Below are 20,036 nucleotides of genomic sequence, written 5' to 3' on the forward strand. Positions count from 1 at the left end.
TGCGGGCCGCTATCGCAGGCCAGGATATTTCACCCAAAATTGGGTTCCCGCCTACGCGGGAACGACGATTTCCGGCTAGATGAAATTATCCCGGACAGCAGTGGGCGAAGGCCGGAACCCAGTTTTTCCTGCAGACTTCCAGCGCAAATCAGAACCGCTCATAGTCGAGCAAATACCTCCACTCGCCCGCCTGCAGGCCCGCCATCGGCACCCGGCCGATGCGAATCCGGCGCATCTCGACGATGTCCAGCCCCACTTCGCGGCACATGTGGTTGATCAGGCCGGGGCGCACGTCCTTCAGTGCGAAGCGCAGCCGGTGCTCGCTTTGCCAGCTGACCTTCATCGGCGCGATCGGCTTGCCGTTGAACGCCAGGCCGTGGTTCAGCAGCGCGAGGCCGCCTTCCCGGATGCGGCCGGCGACGTCGACGATGTACTCCTGCTCGACCCTCGCCGCATCGTCCACCAGCTTGCGCACCACGCGGAAGTCCTGGGTATAGACCACCAGCCCGCTCGCATCGGTTTCCAGCGGCGACGTCAGGGTCAGCTTGTGCAGGTGGCGCTTGAGGAAGCGCGGTTGCCCGTAGGCCTGCGCCAGGGATTCGGGGCTCAGGCAGTCCAGCGCGGGTTCGCCGCGCGTGCCGACACCGGAATTCAAGCCGGCCGGCTTGTGCAGCAGGATGGTCACCGGCGGCGCTTCTTCGGCCGAGGCGCCCGGCAGCACGCGCACCTCCTGCGAAGGCAGCACGCGGCTGGCCGGATCCTCGACGACGCTGCCGTCGACGCTGATGCCGCCGCTTGCGATGTAGCGCTCCGCTTCCGCGCGCGAGCAGCCGAGTTGCGCCGCGACGCGCTTGGCCAGGCGGATGCCGTCCTCCATCATTGCTCCCGCCAGTCGGCGAAGAAGGCCTGGAACACCTCGACGGTGCGGGCCACCTCGAGCGCCGAGACGTCCAGGTGGGTCACCAGGCGGGTGCGCGGACCGATCGAGGCGCGGATCCGGGCGCGCGCCAGATGCTGGCGCAGCGGCTCGCAGGCGGCTTGCGGGATGTCGAGCCAGAAGATGTTGGTCTGCGGGGTGCCGACCTGCAGCTGTTCGATCCGGGCCAGGCCCTGCGCCAGCGCGGCGGCATTGTCGTGGTCGTCCGCCAGGCGCTGCACGTTGTGTTCCAGCGCGTACTGCGCGGCCGCCGCCAGCACGCCGGCCTGGCGCATGCCGCCGCCCAGCATCTTGCGCCAGCGCTTGCCCTGCTCGATGAAGGCCTTCGGGCCCAGCAACACGGAACCGACCGGCGCGCCCAGGCCTTTCGACAGGCAGACCGAGACGGTATCGAAGCCCTGCACGGCCTCGCGCAGGCTGATGCCCTGCTTGACGGCCGCGTTGGCGATGCGGGCGCCGTCGAGGTGGGTGGCCAGGCCGCGGCTGTGCGCGAGGCTGGTGGCGGCCTTGACGTAGTCTTGCGGCAGCACGCGGCCGCCGATGGTGTTCTCCAGCGCCAGCAGGCGGGTGCGCGCGAAGTGCATGTCGTCGGGCTTGATGTAAGCCTCGATGTCGCCCAATGCGATCGAGCCGTCCGGCGCGTTCGCGATCGGCTGCGGCTGGATCGAGCCCAGCACCGCGGCGCCGCCGCCTTCGTACTTGTATGTGTGCGCTTCCTGGCCGACCAGGTATTCGTCGCCACGGCCGCAATGGACCATCAGCGCGATCAGGTTGGTCTGCGTGCCCGAGGGCGCGAACAGGCCGGCTTCATGGCCGAACAGCTCGGCGGCGTAGTCCTGCAGGCGGTTGACCGACGGGTCGTCGGCGTACACGTCGTCGCCGACCTCGGCCGCCGCCATCGCGGCGCGCATCGGCTCGGACGGCTGCGTCACGGTGTCACTGCGCAGGTCGATCCACTTCTGGTTGGTGTCGCTCATCTCGGTTCTCAGTCTGCTGTGACAGGGGTGTAAAAGCGCTGCTGCATTTCGTCGAGCCCCAGTTCGGCCATGACTTCGCGGAGGCGTTCGGACGGCCGCCGGCGCGGCAGGTTCTTGTAGGTGGCCACGATGAGTTCGTTCTTCATCGAATGCTCCCAGCCCACCAGCTCGGTCACGGTCACCTGGTAGCCGTGCGCTTCCAGCTGCAGGCAGCGCAGCACGTTGGTGATCTGGCTGCCGAATTCGCGGGTATGGATCGGGTGGCGCCAGATCTCGGTCAGGGCGCTGCGGCCCAGGTCCTTGCCCTTGTTCTTGCGCAGCACGCTGGCCACCTCGGCCTGGCAGCAAGGCACCAGCACCATGTGCCTGGCCTGCTTCTTGAGCGCGAAGTCGATGGCGTCGTCGGTGGCCGTGTTACAGGCGTGCAGCGCGGTGACGATGTCGATGGTGGGCGGCAGCTTGTCGGAGCTTGTCGATTCCGCCACCGACAGCGGCAGGAAGGACATGCCCGTGAAACCCAGGCGCGCGGCCAGTTCGGTGGACCTGGCCACCAGTTCCTCGCGGGTCTCGATGCCGTAGATGTGGGCGCCCTCGCCCAGTCCCTTGAAGAACAGGTCGTACAGGATGAAGCCAAGGTAGGACTTGCCGGCGCCATGGTCGACCAGGGACAGCCCCTGCTTCTCCTCGAGCACGTCCTTCAGCAGCGGCTCGATGAAGTTGTAGAGGTGGTAGACCTGCTTGAGCTTGCGGCGGCTGTCCTGGTTCAGCTTGCCGTCGCGCGTCAGGATGTGGAGTTCCTTCAGCAGTTCGACCGACTGCCCGGGGCGGACTTCTTCCGGCAGCGCTGCCGGGGATTGCTTGGTGTGCTTAGCGTGCTTCATCGATCCATGCTGCCTGAATGGCTTCCAGTACCCGTTCGCCGCCGCGCGTGCGGTCATCGGCGAAGCCCTCGAGCTCGACGACCCAGTTGTGCAGGTCGACGAAGCGCACCGTGGCGGGGTCGACGTCGGGGTACTTCTCGAGCAGCGCCTCGGCGATGCTCGTTACGTCAGTCCACTTCATGGCAGGCCTCTTTCAGTGGCTTTTCTCTGCGGCGTGGTTGATGGTGTACTTCGGGATTTCGACGACCAGGTCTTCGTCGGCGACGATGGCCTGGCAGGACAGGCGCGAATTCGGCTCCAGGCCCCAGGCCTTGTCCAGCATGTCTTCTTCTTTCTCTTCCTGCTCGCCCAGCGAGTCGAAGCCTTCGCGCACGATCACGTGGCAAGTGGTGCAGGCGCAGACGCGGTCGCAGGCGTGCTCGATCTCGATGTCGTTTTCCAGCAGGACGTCGCAGATCGACTTGCCGGCAGGGGATTCCAGCACGGCGCCGTCGGGGCAGAAGACTGGGTGGGGGAGGATGACGATTTGTGGCACTTGATTACCTCTTTAATTTTTTCTATGTGACTGCCCCTGCCCGTCGTTCCCGCGTAGGCGGGAACCCAATTTATGCTTGCGCTAACGCTGCGCTACGAACTTGGATTCCCGCCTGCGCGGGAATGACGGTCTTTAGGCTATAGGCCATTTATTGGCGCCTGTAGTCGGCTAAGCTCTTAAACTTCGTCCAGCGACTTGCCCGCCAGCACCTTGCGCACGCTCTTGTCCATCCGGCGCGCCGCGAATTCTTCCGTGCCCCTGGCCAGCGCCTGCACCGCCGCATGCAGCCCGTCCTGGCGCTGCCCCGCTTCGAGCGAGGCATCGTTCGAACGGTGGATCGCATCGCGCACACCATGCACCAGCTTGGCCACTTCATCCTGCTCGGTCGCGTTCAATAGCTCGGCATCGGCATCCAGCGCCGACTGGGTCGCCAGCAGGATGCGCTCGGCCTCGACCTGCTCCTCGCGCAGCGCGCGCATCTGCATGTCGCCCTGGGCCGAGGTGTAGGAATCCTGCAGCATGCGCGCCACTTCGTCGTCGCCCAGGCCGTAGGACGGCTTGACGGTGATCGTGGCTTCCACGCCCGAGCGGGTCTCGCGCGCCGACACCGACAGCAGGCCGTCCGCGTCGACCTGGTAGGTCACGCGGATGCGCGCCGCGCCGGCCGCCATCGGCGGAATGCCGCGCAGCTCGAAGCGCGCCAGCGAACGGCAATCCGACACCAGCTCGCGTTCCCCCTGCACCACGTGCACCGCCAGGGCCGTCTGGCCATCCTTGAAGGTGGTGAATTCCTGGGCTCTAGCGCACGGGATGGTCGAGTTGCGCGGAATGATCTTCTCGACCAGCCCGCCCATGGTCTCGATGCCCAGCGAGAGCGGCGTGACGTCCAGCAGCAGCCAGTCGTCGCCCTCGGCGCGGTTACCGGCCAGCAGGTTGGCCTGGACGGCCGCGCCCAGCGCCACCACCTTGTCCGGATCGATGTTCGCGTGCGGGATGGTGTGGAAGAACTCGCCCACCGCGCGGCGCACGTGCGGCATGCGGGTGGCGCCGCCGACCATCACGACGCCGTCCACGTCCTCGACGCTCACGTCGGCATCGCGCATGGCCTTGCGGATCGCGTTGATGGTCTTGCCGACCAGGTGCTTGGTGATCGCGGCGAAGGTGTGCGCGGTGATGCTCACCTGCACGATCTCGCCCGACTTCAGGATCGCCTCGATCGTGGTTTCCTCGTTGGTCGAGAGCAGCTCCTTGGCCTGGCGCGCCTTGACCATCAGGGTGGCGGTGTCCTGCTCGGACAGCGGCGCCAGCTTGGCCTGTTCGACGATCCAGCAGAACAGGCGGTGGTCGAAGTCGTCGCCGCCCAGGGCCGAGTCGCCGCCGGTGGACAGCACCTCGAATACGCCTTTCGACAGCTTGAGGATCGAGATGTCGAAGGTGCCGCCGCCCAGGTCGTAGACCGCGTAGACGCCTTCCTTGCCGTGGTCGAGGCCATAGGCGATGGCGGCGGCGGTCGGTTCCGACAGCAGGCGCAGCACGTTGATGCCGGCCAGCTGGGCCGCGTCCTTGGTGGCCTGGCGCTGGGCGTCGTCGAAGTAGGCCGGCACGGTGATGACGGCGCCGACCAGCTCGTCGCCGAGCGAATCCTCGGCGCGCTGGCGCAAGGTGGCCAGGATCTGGGCCGAGGTCTCGACCGGGCTCTTCACGCCGGCGACGGTGTTGATCTGCACCATGCCGGGGGAATCGACGAAGTCGTACGGCATGTTCTCGGCGTGGGCGATGTCCTTCAGGCCGCGGCCCATGAAGCGCTTGACCGAGACGACCGTGTTCTTCGGGTCGGTGGTCTGGTGCGCCTGCGCCTTGTAGCCGATGTTGGCATGGCCGTTGGGCAGGTATCGCACGACCGAGGGCAGCAGCGAACGGCCATCCTCGTCGCTCAGCACTTCCGGGCTGCCGCTGCGCACGGTGGCAACCAGCGAGTTGGTGGTGCCCAGGTCGATGCCGACCGCCAGGCGATGCTGGTGCGGGGCGGTGGACATGCCGGGTTCGGCGATTTGGAGTAGTGCCATGGTCGTGTTACCTGTGTTCTTTTTTGTTCGACGACGGATCGTCACTGTAGGGTGGGCGGGGTAATTACGAGCAATGCGAGGAATTACAGACGCCCACGCGGTCAACCTACGGATGCAAGCCACGGAACGGGCCAGGATACGTGATTTGACCGCGTGGGCGGGAGACCCGCCCACCCTACGAACATCATTACGTTAAGCGTCCAAAGCTTCGAACGCGTACTGTACCTCTTCCCCGAATTTATCGAGGAACATCATCGCGCGCACGCCCTGCGCGGCCGCGTGGTAGTCGCCGGCGTCGAGCTGCCTGCCGACCTGTTCCAGCATCGACTTGCGCTCGCGGCGCACCTGCGCATCCAGTTCGTCGAGCGCGCCGGCATCCTTGGCCGCACGCGCATCCTCGAGCGCCTCGCGCCATTCCATCTGCTGCATCAGGAAGCTCGCCGGCATGGCCGTGTTCGACTCGGTCTGCAGGTCGACGCCGTTGAGCTCGCACAGGTACTGCGCGCGCTTTTGCGGGTTGCGCAGGGTCTGGTAGGCTTCGTTGGCGCGCGTGGCCCACTGCATCGCGACGCGCTTCTCGGCATCGGTGGCGTTCACGAAGCGGTCCGGGTGCACGCGCCCCTGCACCTCGCGGTAGGCCGCGTCCAGGGCCTCGCCGTCGACGGCGAAGCTGGCGGGAAGCTGGAACAGCTCGAAGTGGTTCTGCTTCATCCTTAAATGCGGAAGCTTTCGCCGCAGCCGCAGTTGTCCTTGACGTTCGGGTTGTTGAAGCGGAAGCCTTCGTTCAGGCCTTCGCGCGCGAAGTCCAGTTCGGTGCCGTCGATGTAGGGCAGGCTCTTCGGGTCGACGAAGACCTTCACGCCATGCGACTCGAAGACATTGTCGTCCGGGGTCGCATCATCGACGTACTCGAGCTTGTAGGCCAGGCCGGAGCAGCCGGTCGTGCGCACACCGAAGCGCAAGCCGATGCCCTTGCCCCGGCGTTCGAGGTAACGGTTGACGTGCTTCGCGGCTTTTTCAGTCAGGGTGATTGCCATTGCGCTAACTCCAGTCGGTTGAAACTATTACGCCTTCTCGGCGTGCTTGGCTTTGTAGTCGGCCACGGCGGCCTTGATCGCGTCCTCGGCCAGGATCGAGCAGTGGATCTTCACCGGCGGCAGCGCCAGTTCTTCGGCGATCTGGGTGTTCTTGATCGACAGCGCTTCGTCCAGCGACTTGCCCTTGACCCACTCGGTCACGAGCGAGCTCGAGGCGATGGCCGAACCGCAGCCATAGGTCTTGAACTTCGCGTCCTCGATCATGCCCTGGTCGTTGACCTTGATCTGCAGCTTCATCACGTCGCCGCAGGCAGGCGCGCCGACCATGCCGGTGCCGATCGCGTCGTCGCCCTTGTCGAAGGCACCGACGTTGCGCGGGTTTTCGTAGTGGTCCAGTACTTTGTCCGAATATGCCATTTTGATGCTCCTTGAATTCTTAAATTAGTGGGCTGCCCATTGAATGGAATTGAGGTCAATTCCTTCCTTGAACATGTCCCACAGCGGCGACAGTTCGCGCAGTTTACCGACCTTTGCTTTCAGCAAGTTGACGGCGAAGTCGATGTCTTCCTCGGTCGTGAAGCGGCCGATGGTGAAGCGGATCGAGCTGTGCGCCAGTTCGTCGCTGCGGCCCAGGGCGCGCAGCACGTAGGACGGCTCCAGCGAAGCCGAGGTGCAGGCCGAGCCCGAGGACACGGCGATGTCCTTGATCGCCATGATCAGGGACTCGCCCTCGACGTAGTTGAACGAGACGTTCAGGTTGTGCGGCACGCGGTGGTCCATGTCGCCGTTGATGTAGACCTCTTCGATCTCCAGCAAGCCCTTGGCCAGGCGGTCGCGCAGCGCCTTCACGCGCTCGAGTTCCGACGCCATCTCTTCCTTGGCGAGGCGGAAGGCTTCGCCCATGCCCACGATCTGGTGGGTCGGCAGCGTGCCCGAACGCAGGCCGCGCTCGTGGCCGCCGCCGTGCATCTGCGCTTCCAGGCGCACGCGCGGCTTGCGGCGCACGTACAGGGCGCCGACGCCCTTCGGGCCGTAGGTCTTGTGCGCGGTGAAGGTCATCAGGTCGCACTTCGTTCTATTCAGGTCGATCTCGACCTTGCCGGTCGCCTGGGCGGCGTCGCAGTGGAAGATGATGCCCTTCGAGCGGCACAGTTCGCCGATCTCGTCGATCGGTTGAATGACGCCGATCTCGTTATTGACCAGCATGACCGAGACCAGGATGGTGTCCGGACGGATCGCCGCTTCCAGCTGGGCGACGGTGATCAGGCCGTTGTCCTGCGGCTCGAGGTAAGTCGCCTCGAAACCCTGGCGCTCCAGTTCGCGCACGGTGTCCAGCACGGCCTTGTGCTCGGTCTTGACCGTGATGATGTGCTTGCCCTTGGTCTTGTAGAAGTGGGCGGCACCCTTCAGGGCCAGGTTGTTCGATTCGGTCGCGCCCGAGGTCCAGATGATCTCGCGCGGGTCGGCGCCGACCAGGGCGGCCACGTGGCCGCGCGCTTCCTCGACCGCCGCCTCGGCGCTCCAGCCGTACATGTGGCTGCGCGATGCCGGGTTGCCGAACTGCTCGCGCAGGTAGGGAATCATCTTGTCGGCCACACGCGGATCGATCGGAGTGGTCGCCGAGTAGTCCATGTAGATCGGGAAATGCGGCGCAGTCACGAAGCTCTGCTCGGTTTGTTTGTCCAAAGGCGCGTTCATCAGTTCACTCCGGTTTCAATGTTGTGTGCAGCGGTGGCAGCGGTGCGGTGCACCACCACGACGTTTTGTTCTTTCTGCTTCTGCTGGTCGACCAGGTCTTGCAGCGAGACCGAATCGAGGTAGTCGACCATCTTGGCGTTCAGCGTGGTCCACAGCTCATGGGTCATGCAACGGGTGCCGGAAGCAGCATCGGCGCCGTGACAATTTTCCTTGCCGCCACACTGGGTGGCATCGAGCGGCTCGTCGACCGCGATGATGATGTCGGCCACCGTCACCTTGTCGGCGGACCTGGCGAGGCTGTAGCCGCCGCCGGGGCCGCGGATCGACTCGACGATCTGGTGACGGCGCAGCTTGCCGAACAGTTGCTCCAGGTAGGACAGCGAAATGGCCTGGCGCTGGCTGATGCCCGACAGCGTGACTGGACCATTGCCCTGGCGCAGGGCGAGGTCGATCATCGCGGTAACAGCAAAACGGCCTTTGGTGGTCAGACGCATCACAACCCCGGTTAATGTTAAAATATTGCCTCTTTTCAACTCATCGGTGCGGCGCAACAATCAATTCTGTTGAGAGAGCCTGCCGAATAACCTGATTAGTTGATCGATTTAGTCAAGTATAGCAAATCTTGACTGGCTTGTCTTGGAGGCCCCCAAAACCGCCGGGGCCCTTCCCTCCCTCCCAGCGCTTATCGCAAACGCAGCAATTCCATCGGCCCGAACAAGGCCTGCATCCCCTTGTGCTGGATGAAGGACAGGTTGTACGGATGCTCGGCATGGATGTGCGGCAGGCGCGCCGCTTCGGGCAGCCTTGTCAACTGCTCGGCGATCTTGCCCCACAGGACCAGGGTCGGCGGCCTGGGCTGGCTCGCCAGGGCGGCCAGCACCGTCTCCAGGCACGGCTGCCAGGCGCGCGCATCGACGGCCGGCGCGACGTGCTTGCGGAACACCAGGGCCGCGTTCAGCAGCAGGAAGCCGTGCTCCAGCAAGTTGTCCTGCAGTTGGGCCAGGGTCTGGATCGAACCGTTCGTGCGGGCAGCCCGGGCCACCGGCGCCATGGCGCTGCCGCCGGTATCGCCCGCATCAAGTTGCCCATTTGCCACCAGCAGCATCTTCATGAAGTTGCGCAGCGAGGTGGCGCGGTTGACCGGTTTCGACAGGCCGGTCTCCGACCACAGTTCGCCCACGGCGCCATCCATGAAGCAAAACCCCGTGGCGCTCTCGGCGCGCGGGTACGGCCCCTCCCCCACCAGCACGTGCTTCACTTGATCGAGCGGCTGGGCGAAGGCGGCGAAGAGGCGGCCTTCGGTGGGCAGGTAGTCGTCCACCGCCAGGGCCGGCAGGTAGCTCGGGTCGGCGGCGGCGACGGCCTCCAGGCCGGCTTCCAGGACCGGGCGCCAGGAGCGGTCGGCACGGTCGAGGGCGGCGATGATTGGAGCGGGAATTGGATGATTGGACATGGTGAAATGGCAAGGCGCAAGGAGGCGCGATTGTAGCCCAGCAAGCTGGCGGGCGGGGCGCATCCCCATGGTCAATCTAGCGTCCGCCCTTGGCATTTCAAGGCATGATTTTCACCTTCGTCCACCAACCAATACAGGAGGAAACATGCAAACGATTCGTGACGTGATGACGCCCGACGTGCAAACCATCTCCCCGCAGGAAACCGTGCAGCGCGCCGCGCAGATGATGGACGACCTCAACGTCGGCGCGATCCCCGTCTGCGACGGCGACAAGCTGGTGGGCATGCTCACCAACCGCGACATCACCGTGCGCGCGGTGGCGGCAGGTCAGTCCCCGGACCAGTGCTTCGTCGGCGACGTGATGAGCACCGACGTGCGCACCTGCTACAGCAGCCAGGACATCGACGAGGTGCTGGACACCATGGGCGACGTGCAGATCCGGCGCGTGCCGGTGATCGACGAACAGTCGAAGCAGCTGGTGGGGATCGTGTCGCTGGGGGATATCGCGACCAAGTCGGCGGAGTCGGCGGAAGGGACGCTGGATGAGATTTCGTCGCCGTCGGAGCCGGATCGGTCGGAGACGCGGCATTGAACTGGCTGATTGCGGCTCAACGGAATTGGGTTCCCGCCTTCGCGGGAACGACGGTGCAAATGGTAACCGTATGAATGGCGATCACGCTGTGCGGTCCACTGCCCCACAAGCGTCGCTCCCGCGCAGGCGGGAGCCTGATTTTCAATCAACGCAAGCCGTCACTCCGCGTCCGGCTGCTGCCCCGGATGCGCCGCCTTGAACGCCGGCAGATCCACGCACAGGGCGTTGATGCGCGCGATGGTCGGGTAGGCATCGACGTCGATGTCGAAGCGCTTCGCATTGAACACCTGCGGCACCAGGAAGCAGTCGGCCATGGTCGGCGTGTCGCCATGGCAGAAGCTGCCCGTGCCGGGATTGCGCGCCAGGTGCGATTCCAGCGAGCGCAGGCCTTCGATCACCCAGTGGCGGTACCAGTCGGTCTTGGCTTCTTCCGACTGGCCCAGGTGCTTGACCAGGTACTTCAGCACGCGCAGGTTGCAGATCGGGTGGATGTCGCAGGCGATGATCTGCGCCAGCTCGCGCACGCGGGCGCGGCCGAGCGCATCGCGCGGCAGCAGCGGCGCCAGCGGGTGCACCTCTTCCAGGTACTCGATGATCGCCATCGACTGGCTCAGGACGATGTCATCGGTCTGCAGGGCCGGCACCAGGCCGCTCGGGTTGACCCCCAGGTATTCGTCGGCCAGGTGCTGGCCGCCGTCGCGCAGCAGGTGCACCGGCACCGCTTCGTAGGCCAGCCCCTTCAGGTTCAGGGCGATGCGCACCCGGTACGCGGCCGAGCTGCGGAAATAGGTGTAGAGCTTCATGCGGGTTTCCTCCCATCCTTCCGGTGATAGCGCGCCACCTCCTGGTCGATGGCGCCGAAGATGCTGGCGCCGTCCTTGTCCACCATCTCGATGCGCACGGTGTCACCATAGCGCAGGAAGGGCGTTTGCGGCTTGCCCTGTTCAATCGTCTCGTACATGCGCACCTCGGCCAGGCAGCAGTAGCCGACGCCGCCGTTGGCGATGCTGGAACCGTGCAGGCTGCCCTGCTTGTTCGACACCGTGCCCGAGCCGACGATGCTGCCCGCGCCCAGCTCGCGCGTTTTGGCCGCATGCGCCACCAGCTGGGCGAAGCTGAAGGTCATGTCCTCGCCGGCGTTCGGACGGCCGAAGGGCTGGTCGTTGAGCGTCACCATCAGCGGCAGGCGCAGCTTGCTGTCCTGCCAGGCCTCGCCCAGCTCGTCGGGGGTCACCGCCACCGGCGAGAAGGCGCTGGCGGGCTTGGACTGGTAGAAGCCGAAGCCCTTGGCCAGCTCGTTCGGGATCAGGTTGCGCAGCGAGACGTCGTTCACCAGCATCACCAGGCGGATCGCGCCAGCCGCCTCCTCCACCGACGCGCCCATCGGCACGTCGCCCGTCACCACCGCCACCTCGGCTTCCAGGTCCACGCCCCACTCTTCCGACAGCACGGCGATCGGGTCGCACGGACCGACGAAGGAGTCGGAGCCGCCCTGGTACATCAGCGGATCGGCATAGAAGGATTCCGGCACTTCGGCGCCGCGCGCCTTGCGCACCAGTTCGACGTGGTTGATGTAGGCCGAACCGTCGCACCATTGGTAGGCGCGCGGCAGCGGCGAATGGCATTCTTCCTCGATGAAGGACTCGGCCTTGTCGGCGGTGCCCGCGTTCAGGCGTTCGTACACCTTCTTCAGTTCGGGCGCCACGTCATCCCAGTGGTCGAGCGCGCACTGCAGCGTGCGGGCGATCTTCGGGACGGCCTGGCAGGTGACCAGGTCGCGGCTGACGACGACCAGCGTGCCGTCGCGGCCGCCGGTCTTGAGGGTGGCGAGTTTCATGGCGTTTCCTTTGCTGAGTTTTGCTTTCGCCATTAGAGAGCAAAACGTACTATCATTCAAACAGTATTTTTCGCTCGATTTATTAGATAAGCTTATGAATCCGACCTTGCGCCAGATGCGCGCGTTCGTGGCCCTGGCCAAGACGGGTAACTTTACGCTCGCCGCGCAGGCGATGCACGTGACGCAATCGGCGCTCTCGGGTTTGATCAAGGAGCTGGAGCAGACGCTGGGCGCCAAGGTCGTCGACCGCAGCACCCGCCGCGCCCTGCTCACCGACATCGGCAAGGAGTTGTACCCGCTGTTCAGCCAGATGATCGACGACCTGGACGGCGCGCTGGCCAATGTGGCCGACCATACCCGCCTGAAGAAAGGCATCGTGCGCATCGCCGCGCCGCAACTGCTGGCCTGCACCCTGATGCCGCAGGCGATCGCGGCCTACCGCAAGGCCTACCCCGACATCGAGGTGCGCCTGGGCGACACCGGCGTCGACAGCGTCATCGCCCGGGTCCTGTCGGGCGCGGCCGACTTCGGCATCGGCCCGGAGCGCGAGCCGGCCCCGCCGCTGGATGCGCGCCCGCTGTTCGAGATGCCCTTCGCGCTGGTGTTCCCGAAGGGGCACGCGCTCGAATCGCAGGCGCGCATCGCCTGGCGGGACGTCGCCCGCTACCCGCTGATCTCGCTGCAGGGCCAGTTCACCGAGCGCCTGCTGGACGACATGCACGCCGCGCTGCACGCGCCGGCGCTCAAGCCTGCCAACGAAGTGAGCTTCATGACCACCGCGCTGGCGATGGCCGCCGCCGGGCTCGGGGTGACGGTGTGCATGCCCTACGCGGCGCCGCTGGTGACGCTCTACGGCCTGGTGATGCGCCCGCTGGAAGATCCGGTGCTCACGCGCCGCTTCTTCGTCTACACCCGCCCGGGGCGCTCGCTGTCGCCGGCGGCGGAAAGCTTCATCGACTTCCTCGACGAATTCGTCCGGCAGGCAGAGGGCTAGCGGCCGCGCTACAATCGGGGTATCGCATTTCGCAGTCCCCACGATGTCCCTGAACACCATCGAAATCAACCGCCTGATGGACCGCTTCGACAGCCACGACAGCGTCTGGCTGTTCGGCTACGGTTCCCTGATCTTCAAGGCCGACTTCCCCTTCATCGAACGCCGCCCCGCCGCCATCGCGGGCTGGAGCCGCCGCTTCTGGCAGGGTTCGCACGACCACCGCGGCACCGAAAGCGCGCCGGGCCGCGTCGTCACCCTGGTGGCCGACGAAGGCGCCATCTGCCATGGCATGGCCTACCTGGTCACGCCGGAGGAATTCGCCCACCTCGACCACCGCGAAAAGAACGGCTACCTGCGCCTGGCCACCGAGATGACATTCGGGGACGGCGGCACGGCCGAGGGCATCGTCTACATCGCCACCGTCGACAACGCCGCCTACCTGGGACCGGCCAGCGAACAGGACATCGCGCGCCAGATCGCGACGGCGCACGGCCCGAGCGGCCCGAACAGCGAGTACCTGTTGGAACTGGCCCGGGCCTTGCGCGCGCTCGGCAGGCACGACGCGCACGTGCATGCGATCGAAGCCCACCTGCGCGAACTGCTGGACGCCGTGTCCCGGAGCTAGGCCCTGCGCGCGAGCCCGAGCAGCAAGGGGGTCTTCGGCCTCAGGGAGATGTTCAGCACCGCTTCCGGCTCCGGCTGTCCCTCCGGAACGGACAACACGAAGCGCTGCAGCATCATCGCCGCCAGCACCGTCATCTCCGCCAGCGCCAGGTGCTGGCCCAGGCACACGCGCGGCCCGGTCCCGAAAGGCATGAAGGCGCCGCGCGGAATCGCCGGCGCGCCGGCGCCGAAGCGCTCCGGCCGGAAGGCTTGCGGCTCCGGGAACCAGCGCGCATCCCTGTGCATCAGGAACACCGGAATCATGAACATGGTGCGCGCGGGGAAGGTCCAGCCGCCCAGCGTCAAGGCGCGCGTCGAACGGCGGCTCATCAGGATCGGCGCGGCCGGGTACAGGCGCATCGTCTCGTTCAGGGTCTGGGCCAGGTAGCCGAGCCGCGGCAAGGCGTCCTCGCCGGGCGGGGCGCCCTCCAGCACCGCATCGACCTCGCGCCGCGCCGCTTCCTGCGCGGCCGGATGGGAGGCCATGCACCAGGCCCACCACCCCAGGCTGGCCGCGCTGGTCTCGTGTCCGGCGATGAAGGCCGTCATGCATTCGTCGCGCACCGCCGCCAGCGGCCAGGCCGCCGCATCCTGCCGGTGCAGCACCAGCAGGCGGCTCAGGAGGTCCTGCGGCCAGCAGTCCGGCGCCAGGGCCAGGCGGGCCTGGACGTGGCGCTCGATCAGCGCCGTCAGCAGGGCGCGCACCTGGCGCTTGCGGCGCTTCCATGGCAGCCAGTCGGGGCTGCTCACGGGCCAGAACATCTCGGCATTGGCCGCCACCAGCGCCTCCTGCACCGCCGTCTCCATGGCGCGCGCATCGGCGCCGATCTCGCTCGAGAACATCATGCGCATGATGACGTCCATGGCCAGCGAGGTGAGCGCGCTCTCGATCGGCATCGCGGTGCCCGGCTGCCAGTGCGCCATCGCCGCCTCGGCCGCCGCCGCGACCGTCGGCACGAAGGCCTTGACCGACTTCGGCGTGAAAGCCGGCTGCAATGCCTGGCGCTTGGCCGTCCAGTCGCCGCCTTCGGCCACCAGGACGCTGTTGCCCTGCAGGTAGGCGAAGATGTCCACCGCACGTTCCCAGCGGACGATGGCCCCATGCTGGGCGACCAGCAGTTCGCGCACCAGCGCCGGATCGCTCAGCACGATCTCGTGTTCCGGCCACATGCGCAGGTGCACCACGTCGCCATGCGCCTGGCGCCAGCGCGCCAGGCTGCCTGGCAGGTCGCGCGCCATGCGCGCCAGCAGGCCCCAGCCGGTCAGGCCGGACGGCGGCCCGGGCGGCCAGGCGCCGGGCGGATGGCGCACGGGCGCGCCGTCGACGGAAGCGGGCGGCATGCCGTCCGCATGGAAGGGGCAGCGGGAAGTGTCGGGCGTATTCATGCCTCGCATTCTTCGCCGCTTCGGCCTGCGCGTCTTGAACGAAAACGACATCGACATGCTATTCCGGCATGCCTATACTGCTGGCTCATGGCCCCCGACAGTCACGACCGCCAGCCTCCCTGCCCCGACCGGCTGGCGCGCGCCCCGCGCGCATGCAAGGAGGGTAAGAACCCGCGCGACCGGCTCCACCTGGCCCCGCCGGCACTGCAGGGCGCGCTGCTGGCGCTGGTCAGCCGCGACATCTCCCGGCTTCAACTGAGCGACGCCCAGCGCCTGTCCCACTTCCCCGCGTCGCCGATCGTCACCCTGTCGTGGTACCAGGGCATGGACGGCGGACTGGTCGACGCGCGCGGCGCCTGGCATCCTTTCGGCGCGCGGGTGGTGATCTCGGGCAGCCATTCCCAGCCGTTGACGACCTGGTCGCCGACGGGCGGGCGCGGCTACATGGCCTGCTTCGCGCCGGACGCGGCGCGGCTGCTGTTCGGGATCGAGCTCGCATCGGTGCAGGACCGTTTCGTGCCGGCGCATACGCTGCTCGGCGCCGGCTGGCAGCCGTTTCTCGACGACCTGCTGCAGGTCGCGGACGACGCGGCCGCCATGCACCTGCTGGAAGAACAGCTCGGCCCGCGCTGGCGCCATGCGCAGGGCCGCGACCGGGACCGGCCTTCGCTGCGCCAGGTGGGACGCCACTGGGTGCAGCAACTGGCCTGGCAGGCGCACCAGTGGCGCAACACGCACAGCAGCCGCCAGGTCGAGCGCCGCATCAAGTCCTTCAGCGGGCGCTCGCTGCGCGAATGGCAGTCGCTGGTGCGCACCGAGGGCCTGTTCTTCGCCGCCCGCGAACGCTTTGAAGCCGGCCAGCCCTTCGACTGGGCCACGCTGGCGCTGGAGGAGGGTTTCTCGGACCAGGCCCACCTGAGCCGCACCACGCGGCAGATCTGCGGTTTTGCGCCGACCGAATTCGCCGACCGCTACATCGAGGACGAATCCTTCTGGATCTACCGGCTGTGGGTCTGAGGACGGGCCTTGCGTGGCTGAAGCCGGCTAGAGCAGATCCAGCTCCCCCGCCCCGCTCCCGCTCCCCTTGCCGGAGGCCGGCGGCAGGCGCGGCGGCGCCACCAGCGGCTTGCGAAGCGTCCGCGCAACTCCAGCAGCGCCGGGAAGCTCGGGGCCGGCTAATTTTCCATTCGGTTTCACTTGCCTTGGGGGCAGCCAAGCCTGGCGCGCGAAATGGTGTCCACCTTAGCTTGCATCATTGGCGCCGTATGCGCAGCAGCAGTGTTCCCGGCCGATGTCGCAGTCCACTGCTCTACCTTGAATATGCTGACCAGCTGCGCCATATCACTCGCTTGCTGTTGCATCGCCGCTGCCGCGGCCGAGGCTTCCTCAACCAAGGCGGCGTTCTGCTGCGTCACCTCATCCATCTGCACGATGGCTTCGTTCACTTGCTCGATACCGCTGCGTTGTTCGTCACTGGCCGCTGCGATCTCGGAGATCAAGTCGGTAACGCGGCGCACGCTTTCGACCACTTCATTCATGGTGATGCCGGCCTGGTCGACCAGCATGCTGCCGGAACCGACCTTGTCAACCGAGTCCTGGATCAGGCCCTTGATTTCCTTGGCCGCAGCAGCTGAACGGTGCGCCAGATTCCGCACCTCGGAAGCGACCACGGCAAAGCCGCGACCTTGCTCGCCGGCCCGAGCAGCTTCCACGGCGGCATTCAGTGCCAAGATATTTGTCTGGAATGCGATCCCATCGATGACGCCGATGATGTCCGCAATCTTGCGCGCCGATTCGTCGATCGCTCCCATCGTGCTCACGACTTCGGAAACGACGACGCCTCCTTTCTCGGCGATCAAGGCAGCTGAGCGCGCCATGCTGTTGGCCTGTTGGGCGTTCTCGGCGTTCTGGCGCACGGTGGATGTCAGTTCTTCCATCGAGGATGCAGTTTCTTCCAAGGCCCCTGCCTGTTGCTCAGTGCGTGTGGACAGGTTTATGTTGCCGGCCGCAATTTCACTGGAGCCGTTGGAAATCGACTCGGTGGCGACGCGCACTTCGCTGACGATTTTCGTCAGGCTGTCGCGCATCTGGCGCATCGCATAGAGCAAGCTGGTCGTGTCACCCGCTTTCACGTCAACCTCGACAGTCAAGTCACCAGCCGCGATCTGGTTGGCAATCGACGCAGCATAGCCGGGCTCCCCGCCAAGGGACCTGACCAGTACGCGGGTGATTACGAGTGTCATGCCGACGCCCACGATCAGGGCGACCAGACTACCGAGCGCAAGCATCATGACCGCCTGGCCTTCCTGGTCGGCCATTTCCTTACCTCGCTGATCGAGCAGAGCTTCTTCGGCCGCGCGGACCTCGGCCAGCACGGCGCGCATGGCATCCATGTCGCGCTTGCCATTTCCTTCCGACTCTAACGCTATTAAATTCTCGATCGTGCCGTTGCCTTGAGTAACATTGCGGCGCATGTCGATCAATGGAGTGATACCAGTTGCGAGCCATTGGCGATGCAGAGCTTCGAGTCTAGCAAGGCGTTCTTGTTGGGCGGCGTTGTCAGAGGTCAGTTGGCGCGCAGTACGAAGTTGTTTGGCAAAAGCGCTCATGCCGCTGTTGAGCGGCTCGAGTGCTTCGTCTTTTCCAGTGACGATGAAGCCGCGCTGTCCGGTCTCGATATTCACCAGGCTAGTCAGGATAGCGTCAACCGCAATGATCACGTTATAGGTATGCTTGTTCCAGAGCACGCTGGCAGAGACATTCTTGAAGTTGACATGGGAAATCGTCTGCAGGACCAGCAGGATTGCCAGGATGGTGCCAAAGCCTCCATATAAAAGCGTACGAACACGCAGATTCGCTAAATTCATATTATTCGATCATTCTTGTTGATTGTCTGACAGCAACTCTGCTGCGCCAAGGCGTCCCGTTGTCAAACACGCCAGAAGCCTGGCGCATTGGCAACGTACCCATAGCGCATAATGCTTCAGTAGTGTTCTACACTGCAATATCCATATTGCAACAATGCAATAGTTGCACGCCGGCAAGGCCTTGCTTGAAGAAGGCGCGATTCAGAAATATTTCTCAATTGCTCGCCCAGAGTGTTTGTTCGGGATGCAGCGCACGACGGCGCAGACGCGAGCAGCCTGATGGAAGGCGAGTACCACAAGCTCTACGGCTCGGCGGGTTGATGATGGTGAACGAGGTGCACGGCAAGACCCAGACGAAGCAGTGATCCACCCGGCCGGGCGGCCTGCTAGAACAAGTCGAGCTGTCCCGCTCCGCTCCCACTTGCCTTGCCGGAGGCCGGCGACAGGCGCGGCGGCACCACCAGCGGCTTGCGGAACTGCGCCCCATCCAGCCTGCCGAAGCGCCCACGGAACTCTCCCAGGCCCAGCCGGTCGACCGTCTTCGAAAACCGCTGCCGGATCAGGTCCGCCCACACGCCCTCCCCCTGCATGCGCTTGCTGAAGTCGCTGTCGTAGTCCTTGCCGCCGCGCAGGTCGCGGATGCGGTTCATCACGCGCTGGGCCCGGTCCGGGAAATGGGCCTGCAGCCACTCCTGGAACAGCGGATTGACTTCCCAGGGCAGCCGCAACACCGTGTAGTGCGCGCCGATGGCCCCGGCATCGCGTGCCGCCTCCAGGATGCGTTCGATCTCCGGTTCGGTGACGAAAGGAATGATGGGCGCCACGCTCACGCTCACCGGAATGCCGGCCTCGGTGAGCGTGCGGATGGTGCGCAGCCGGCGCGCCGGCGCCGCGGCGCGCGGCTCGAGCGTGCGTGAGATGGCCGGGTCGAGCGTGGTGAGGGTGATCGCGGCGCAGGCCTGGCTTTTCTCGGCCATCGGCGCGATCAGGTCGATGTCGCGCTCGATGAGGGAGGACTTGGTGATGAGCCCGACCGGATGCCGGCATTCGCTCAGCACTTCGAGCACCTGGCGCGTCAGGCGAAGTTCGCGCTCGCATGGCTGATACGCGTCGGTGTTGACGCCGATGGCGATGTGTTCGGGCACGTAGCCGGGCCGGGCGAGCTCGCGCCGCAGCAGTTCGGCCGCGTTCACCTTGGCGAACAGGCGGCTTTCGAAGTCGAGCCCGGGCGACAGGCCGAGGTAGCTGTGGCTCGGCCGGGCGAAGCAGTAAATGCAGCCGAACCTTATCATTGAACGCTCCGCTAGACAAAATCTGTTCCTATCGACTATTCCCTTTTTTAATCAAAGACTTATAAAACGTCTAAGAACATATCGATAGACGTTTCTATCGGTGGGCCTGTGTCTAACAGCTAGCACAAACGTTGTAGCGTTGTTAAAAAAACATTCCGAGTTAACGGCCCGCCCGAACCGCTCGTATCCAGATTCTTGTCTCTTGCGTAGGGAGACGGATCAGCTCTACAGGACGATGTAACTAAACGATTGCGCCCTTCATTCCTCACTTTGATCAACTATCTGTTCCGTTAATACAATTAGCTCACTTGCTTTTTTGTTCACAGCATTGGCAAGCTTGAACACTACTCGGACTGTTGGTTGCCGCTCGCCACGCTCAATCATTCCAATGTAGATTCGTTCGACGCCGGCTGCATGAGCGACTTGCTCTTGCGTGAGACATGCTTCCTTACGGACCTTACGCAACATCTTTCCAAAAGCTAGACCAGGATCCAAGGACTTCTCCTAAACGTTGTTTGGAGAAATCATCGCTGTGCTGTATCATCAAGTCTTCATACTATAGTTATCTTCTTGGATACGTACGTCTTCGTCCTGCGCGCCGCGACACAAATGACGTGCTAGCCAATCGTTGTCTGGTTTTTCAAATAGCGTTTTTTAATTGTTTTGTCCGGTGCTTCAGCAGCCATCGAGTTTCCGCAATGGCTTTGTTGCATAAATCAATTGAGCGCGTAGTACCCCAAACCCCAGACGGATTTACGGCATGGTCACCGCTACGGTCGTGGGCGTGCCCAAGCGCGTGAAGCGATTGAGGATGGCGGCAC

Annotated in this window: 22 protein-coding genes and 1 pseudogene; 4 read left to right on the top strand and 19 right to left on the bottom strand. The window is 64.9% G+C overall.

Annotation, left to right across the window (positions count from 1 at the left end):
• Positions 1 to 148: 148 nt before the first annotated feature.
• The 12 genes from ACK4S9_RS21855 to ACK4S9_RS21910 all read right to left on the bottom strand — a co-directional run bounded on the left by ACK4S9_RS21855 (position 149) and on the right by ACK4S9_RS21910 (position 9,584).
• Positions 149 to 880, bottom strand: a complete 732-nt coding sequence (locus tag ACK4S9_RS21855; RefSeq protein WP_409729836.1) for an rRNA pseudouridine synthase — start codon at positions 878 to 880, stop codon at positions 149 to 151.
• Complete coding sequence (gene ltaE, locus ACK4S9_RS21860; RefSeq protein WP_409729838.1) at positions 877 to 1,914, bottom strand: low-specificity L-threonine aldolase; 1,038 nt, start codon at positions 1,912 to 1,914, stop codon at positions 877 to 879. The genes ACK4S9_RS21855 and ltaE overlap by 4 nt, the downstream gene beginning before the upstream one ends.
• A gap of 8 nt (positions 1,915 to 1,922) precedes the next feature.
• A complete protein-coding gene (locus ACK4S9_RS21865; protein ID WP_409729840.1) occupies positions 1,923 to 2,795 on the bottom strand; it encodes a class I SAM-dependent methyltransferase in 873 nt (290 codons plus the stop codon).
• The gene (gene iscX, locus ACK4S9_RS21870) at positions 2,782 to 2,976 is read right to left on the bottom strand and encodes a Fe-S cluster assembly protein IscX (RefSeq protein ID WP_409729842.1); all 195 of its coding nucleotides are present in this window, start codon (positions 2,974 to 2,976) and stop codon (positions 2,782 to 2,784) included. Before iscX ends, ACK4S9_RS21865 begins: the two co-directional genes overlap by 14 nt.
• Before the next feature lie 12 nt (positions 2,977 to 2,988).
• Positions 2,989 to 3,330 (bottom strand): ISC system 2Fe-2S type ferredoxin, encoded by a 342-nt coding sequence (gene fdx, locus ACK4S9_RS21875; RefSeq protein WP_409729844.1) that lies wholly within the window; start codon positions 3,328 to 3,330, stop codon positions 2,989 to 2,991.
• Positions 3,331 to 3,506: 176 nt separating this feature from the next.
• The gene (gene hscA / locus ACK4S9_RS21880; protein ID WP_409729846.1) at positions 3,507 to 5,396 is read right to left on the bottom strand and encodes a Fe-S protein assembly chaperone HscA; all 1,890 of its coding nucleotides are present in this window, start codon (positions 5,394 to 5,396) and stop codon (positions 3,507 to 3,509) included.
• A 192-nt stretch (positions 5,397 to 5,588) separates the two neighbouring features.
• Complete coding sequence (gene hscB, locus ACK4S9_RS21885) at positions 5,589 to 6,107, bottom strand: Fe-S protein assembly co-chaperone HscB (RefSeq protein WP_409729848.1); 519 nt, start codon at positions 6,105 to 6,107, stop codon at positions 5,589 to 5,591.
• Positions 6,108 to 6,109: 2 nt separating this feature from the next.
• A complete protein-coding gene (gene iscA, locus ACK4S9_RS21890) occupies positions 6,110 to 6,433 on the bottom strand; it encodes an iron-sulfur cluster assembly protein IscA (RefSeq protein ID WP_027867668.1) in 324 nt (107 codons plus the stop codon).
• A gap of 27 nt (positions 6,434 to 6,460) precedes the next feature.
• A complete protein-coding gene (gene iscU, locus ACK4S9_RS21895; protein WP_409729850.1) occupies positions 6,461 to 6,850 on the bottom strand; it encodes a Fe-S cluster assembly scaffold IscU in 390 nt (129 codons plus the stop codon).
• A 24-nt stretch (positions 6,851 to 6,874) separates the two neighbouring features.
• Positions 6,875 to 8,131, bottom strand: a complete 1,257-nt coding sequence (locus tag ACK4S9_RS21900) for an IscS subfamily cysteine desulfurase (protein WP_409729852.1) — start codon at positions 8,129 to 8,131, stop codon at positions 6,875 to 6,877.
• Positions 8,131 to 8,625: a Fe-S cluster assembly transcriptional regulator IscR gene (gene iscR, locus ACK4S9_RS21905; RefSeq protein WP_409729853.1), complete on the bottom strand. Its 495-nt coding sequence runs from the start codon at positions 8,623 to 8,625 to the stop codon at positions 8,131 to 8,133. The genes ACK4S9_RS21900 and iscR overlap by 1 nt, the downstream gene beginning before the upstream one ends.
• Positions 8,626 to 8,813: 188 nt before the next feature.
• Complete coding sequence (locus ACK4S9_RS21910; protein ID WP_409729855.1) at positions 8,814 to 9,584, bottom strand: uracil-DNA glycosylase; 771 nt, start codon at positions 9,582 to 9,584, stop codon at positions 8,814 to 8,816.
• 145 nt (positions 9,585 to 9,729) lie between these two features.
• Here ACK4S9_RS21910 and ACK4S9_RS21915 point away from each other — a divergent pair, with 145 nt between their 5' ends.
• Complete coding sequence (locus tag ACK4S9_RS21915) at positions 9,730 to 10,176, top strand: CBS domain-containing protein (RefSeq protein WP_409729857.1); 447 nt, start codon at positions 9,730 to 9,732, stop codon at positions 10,174 to 10,176.
• A 158-nt stretch (positions 10,177 to 10,334) separates the two neighbouring features.
• Here ACK4S9_RS21915 and maiA read toward each other — a convergent pair whose 3' ends face one another.
• Together maiA and ACK4S9_RS21925 are read right to left on the bottom strand one after the other, a co-directional pair.
• A complete protein-coding gene (gene maiA / locus ACK4S9_RS21920; protein WP_409729859.1) occupies positions 10,335 to 10,979 on the bottom strand; it encodes a maleylacetoacetate isomerase in 645 nt (214 codons plus the stop codon).
• Positions 10,976 to 12,013: a fumarylacetoacetate hydrolase family protein gene (locus tag ACK4S9_RS21925; RefSeq protein WP_409729860.1), complete on the bottom strand. Its 1,038-nt coding sequence runs from the start codon at positions 12,011 to 12,013 to the stop codon at positions 10,976 to 10,978. Before ACK4S9_RS21925 ends, maiA begins: the two co-directional genes overlap by 4 nt.
• 94 nt (positions 12,014 to 12,107) lie before the next feature.
• Between ACK4S9_RS21925 and ACK4S9_RS21930 the strand changes: the two genes are divergently transcribed.
• Positions 12,108 to 13,007 carry a LysR family transcriptional regulator gene (locus ACK4S9_RS21930; RefSeq protein WP_409729862.1) on the top strand — a complete coding sequence of 300 codons (900 nt, stop codon included), beginning with the start codon at positions 12,108 to 12,110 and terminating at the stop codon, positions 13,005 to 13,007.
• 43 nt (positions 13,008 to 13,050) lie between these two features.
• The gene (locus tag ACK4S9_RS21935; RefSeq protein ID WP_409729864.1) at positions 13,051 to 13,632 is read left to right on the top strand and encodes a gamma-glutamylcyclotransferase; all 582 of its coding nucleotides are present in this window, start codon (positions 13,051 to 13,053) and stop codon (positions 13,630 to 13,632) included.
• On the opposite strand, the gene ACK4S9_RS21940 is transcribed toward ACK4S9_RS21935, so the two are convergent.
• Positions 13,629 to 15,056: a cytochrome P450 gene (locus ACK4S9_RS21940; RefSeq protein WP_409729866.1), complete on the bottom strand. Its 1,428-nt coding sequence runs from the start codon at positions 15,054 to 15,056 to the stop codon at positions 13,629 to 13,631. The genes ACK4S9_RS21935 and ACK4S9_RS21940 overlap by 4 nt on opposite strands.
• 87 nt (positions 15,057 to 15,143) lie before the next feature.
• Here ACK4S9_RS21940 and ACK4S9_RS21945 point away from each other — a divergent pair, with 87 nt between their 5' ends.
• Positions 15,144 to 16,073 carry a helix-turn-helix domain-containing protein gene (locus ACK4S9_RS21945; RefSeq protein WP_409729868.1) on the top strand — a complete coding sequence of 310 codons (930 nt, stop codon included), beginning with the start codon at positions 15,144 to 15,146 and terminating at the stop codon, positions 16,071 to 16,073.
• 176 nt (positions 16,074 to 16,249) lie between these two features.
• On the opposite strand, the gene ACK4S9_RS21950 is transcribed toward ACK4S9_RS21945, so the two are convergent.
• The 4 genes and pseudogenes from ACK4S9_RS21950 to ACK4S9_RS21965 all read right to left on the bottom strand — a co-directional run.
• Positions 16,250 to 17,923, bottom strand: a complete 1,674-nt coding sequence (locus tag ACK4S9_RS21950; protein ID WP_409729870.1) for a methyl-accepting chemotaxis protein — start codon at positions 17,921 to 17,923, stop codon at positions 16,250 to 16,252.
• Between the two features lie 386 nt (positions 17,924 to 18,309).
• Positions 18,310 to 19,203 (bottom strand): annotated as a pseudogene (locus ACK4S9_RS21955) (PA0069 family radical SAM protein); the annotation flags it as partial.
• A gap of 270 nt (positions 19,204 to 19,473) precedes the next feature.
• Positions 19,474 to 19,710 (bottom strand): helix-turn-helix transcriptional regulator, encoded by a 237-nt coding sequence (locus tag ACK4S9_RS21960; protein ID WP_229413185.1) that lies wholly within the window; start codon positions 19,708 to 19,710, stop codon positions 19,474 to 19,476.
• 145 nt (positions 19,711 to 19,855) lie between these two features.
• A partial coding sequence (locus tag ACK4S9_RS21965) for a hypothetical protein (RefSeq protein ID WP_409729872.1) occupies positions 19,856 to 20,036 on the bottom strand: 181 nt, incomplete at its 5' end.

The sequence above is a fragment of the Massilia sp. genome, assembly GCF_046293535.1.
GTDB lineage: Bacteria > Pseudomonadota > Gammaproteobacteria > Burkholderiales > Burkholderiaceae_D > Telluria.

Excerpts from the sequence above, each read along its gene's own strand:
- ltaE (WP_409729838.1), bottom strand. The coding sequence starts at position 1,914 with ATGAGCGACACCAACCAGAAGTGGATCGACCTGCGCAGTGACACCGTG.
- hscA (WP_409729846.1), bottom strand. The coding sequence starts at position 5,396 with ATGGCACTACTCCAAATCGCCGAACCCGGCATGTCCACCGCCCCGCAC.
- ACK4S9_RS21925 (WP_409729860.1), bottom strand. The coding sequence starts at position 12,013 with ATGAAACTCGCCACCCTCAAGACCGGCGGCCGCGACGGCACGCTGGTC.
- ACK4S9_RS21865 (WP_409729840.1), bottom strand. The coding sequence starts at position 2,795 with ATGAAGCACGCTAAGCACACCAAGCAATCCCCGGCAGCGCTGCCGGAA.
- ACK4S9_RS21935 (WP_409729864.1), top strand. The coding sequence starts at position 13,051 with ATGTCCCTGAACACCATCGAAATCAACCGCCTGATGGACCGCTTCGAC.
- ACK4S9_RS21915 (WP_409729857.1), top strand. The coding sequence starts at position 9,730 with ATGCAAACGATTCGTGACGTGATGACGCCCGACGTGCAAACCATCTCC.
- iscX (WP_409729842.1), bottom strand. The coding sequence starts at position 2,976 with ATGAAGTGGACTGACGTAACGAGCATCGCCGAGGCGCTGCTCGAGAAG.
- ACK4S9_RS21950 (WP_409729870.1), bottom strand. The coding sequence starts at position 17,923 with ATGAATTTAGCGAATCTGCGTGTTCGTACGCTTTTATATGGAGGCTTT.
- ACK4S9_RS21940 (WP_409729866.1), bottom strand. The coding sequence starts at position 15,056 with ATGAATACGCCCGACACTTCCCGCTGCCCCTTCCATGCGGACGGCATG.
- maiA (WP_409729859.1), bottom strand. The coding sequence starts at position 10,979 with ATGAAGCTCTACACCTATTTCCGCAGCTCGGCCGCGTACCGGGTGCGC.
- ACK4S9_RS21855 (WP_409729836.1), bottom strand. The coding sequence starts at position 880 with ATGATGGAGGACGGCATCCGCCTGGCCAAGCGCGTCGCGGCGCAACTC.
- hscB (WP_409729848.1), bottom strand. The coding sequence starts at position 6,107 with ATGAAGCAGAACCACTTCGAGCTGTTCCAGCTTCCCGCCAGCTTCGCC.
- ACK4S9_RS21900 (WP_409729852.1), bottom strand. The coding sequence starts at position 8,131 with ATGAACGCGCCTTTGGACAAACAAACCGAGCAGAGCTTCGTGACTGCG.
- ACK4S9_RS21930 (WP_409729862.1), top strand. The coding sequence starts at position 12,108 with ATGAATCCGACCTTGCGCCAGATGCGCGCGTTCGTGGCCCTGGCCAAG.
- ACK4S9_RS21945 (WP_409729868.1), top strand. The coding sequence starts at position 15,144 with ATGGCCCCCGACAGTCACGACCGCCAGCCTCCCTGCCCCGACCGGCTG.
- ACK4S9_RS21910 (WP_409729855.1), bottom strand. The coding sequence starts at position 9,584 with ATGTCCAATCATCCAATTCCCGCTCCAATCATCGCCGCCCTCGACCGT.
- iscA (WP_027867668.1), bottom strand. The coding sequence starts at position 6,433 with ATGGCAATCACCCTGACTGAAAAAGCCGCGAAGCACGTCAACCGTTAC.
- iscU (WP_409729850.1), bottom strand. The coding sequence starts at position 6,850 with ATGGCATATTCGGACAAAGTACTGGACCACTACGAAAACCCGCGCAAC.
- iscR (WP_409729853.1), bottom strand. The coding sequence starts at position 8,625 with ATGCGTCTGACCACCAAAGGCCGTTTTGCTGTTACCGCGATGATCGAC.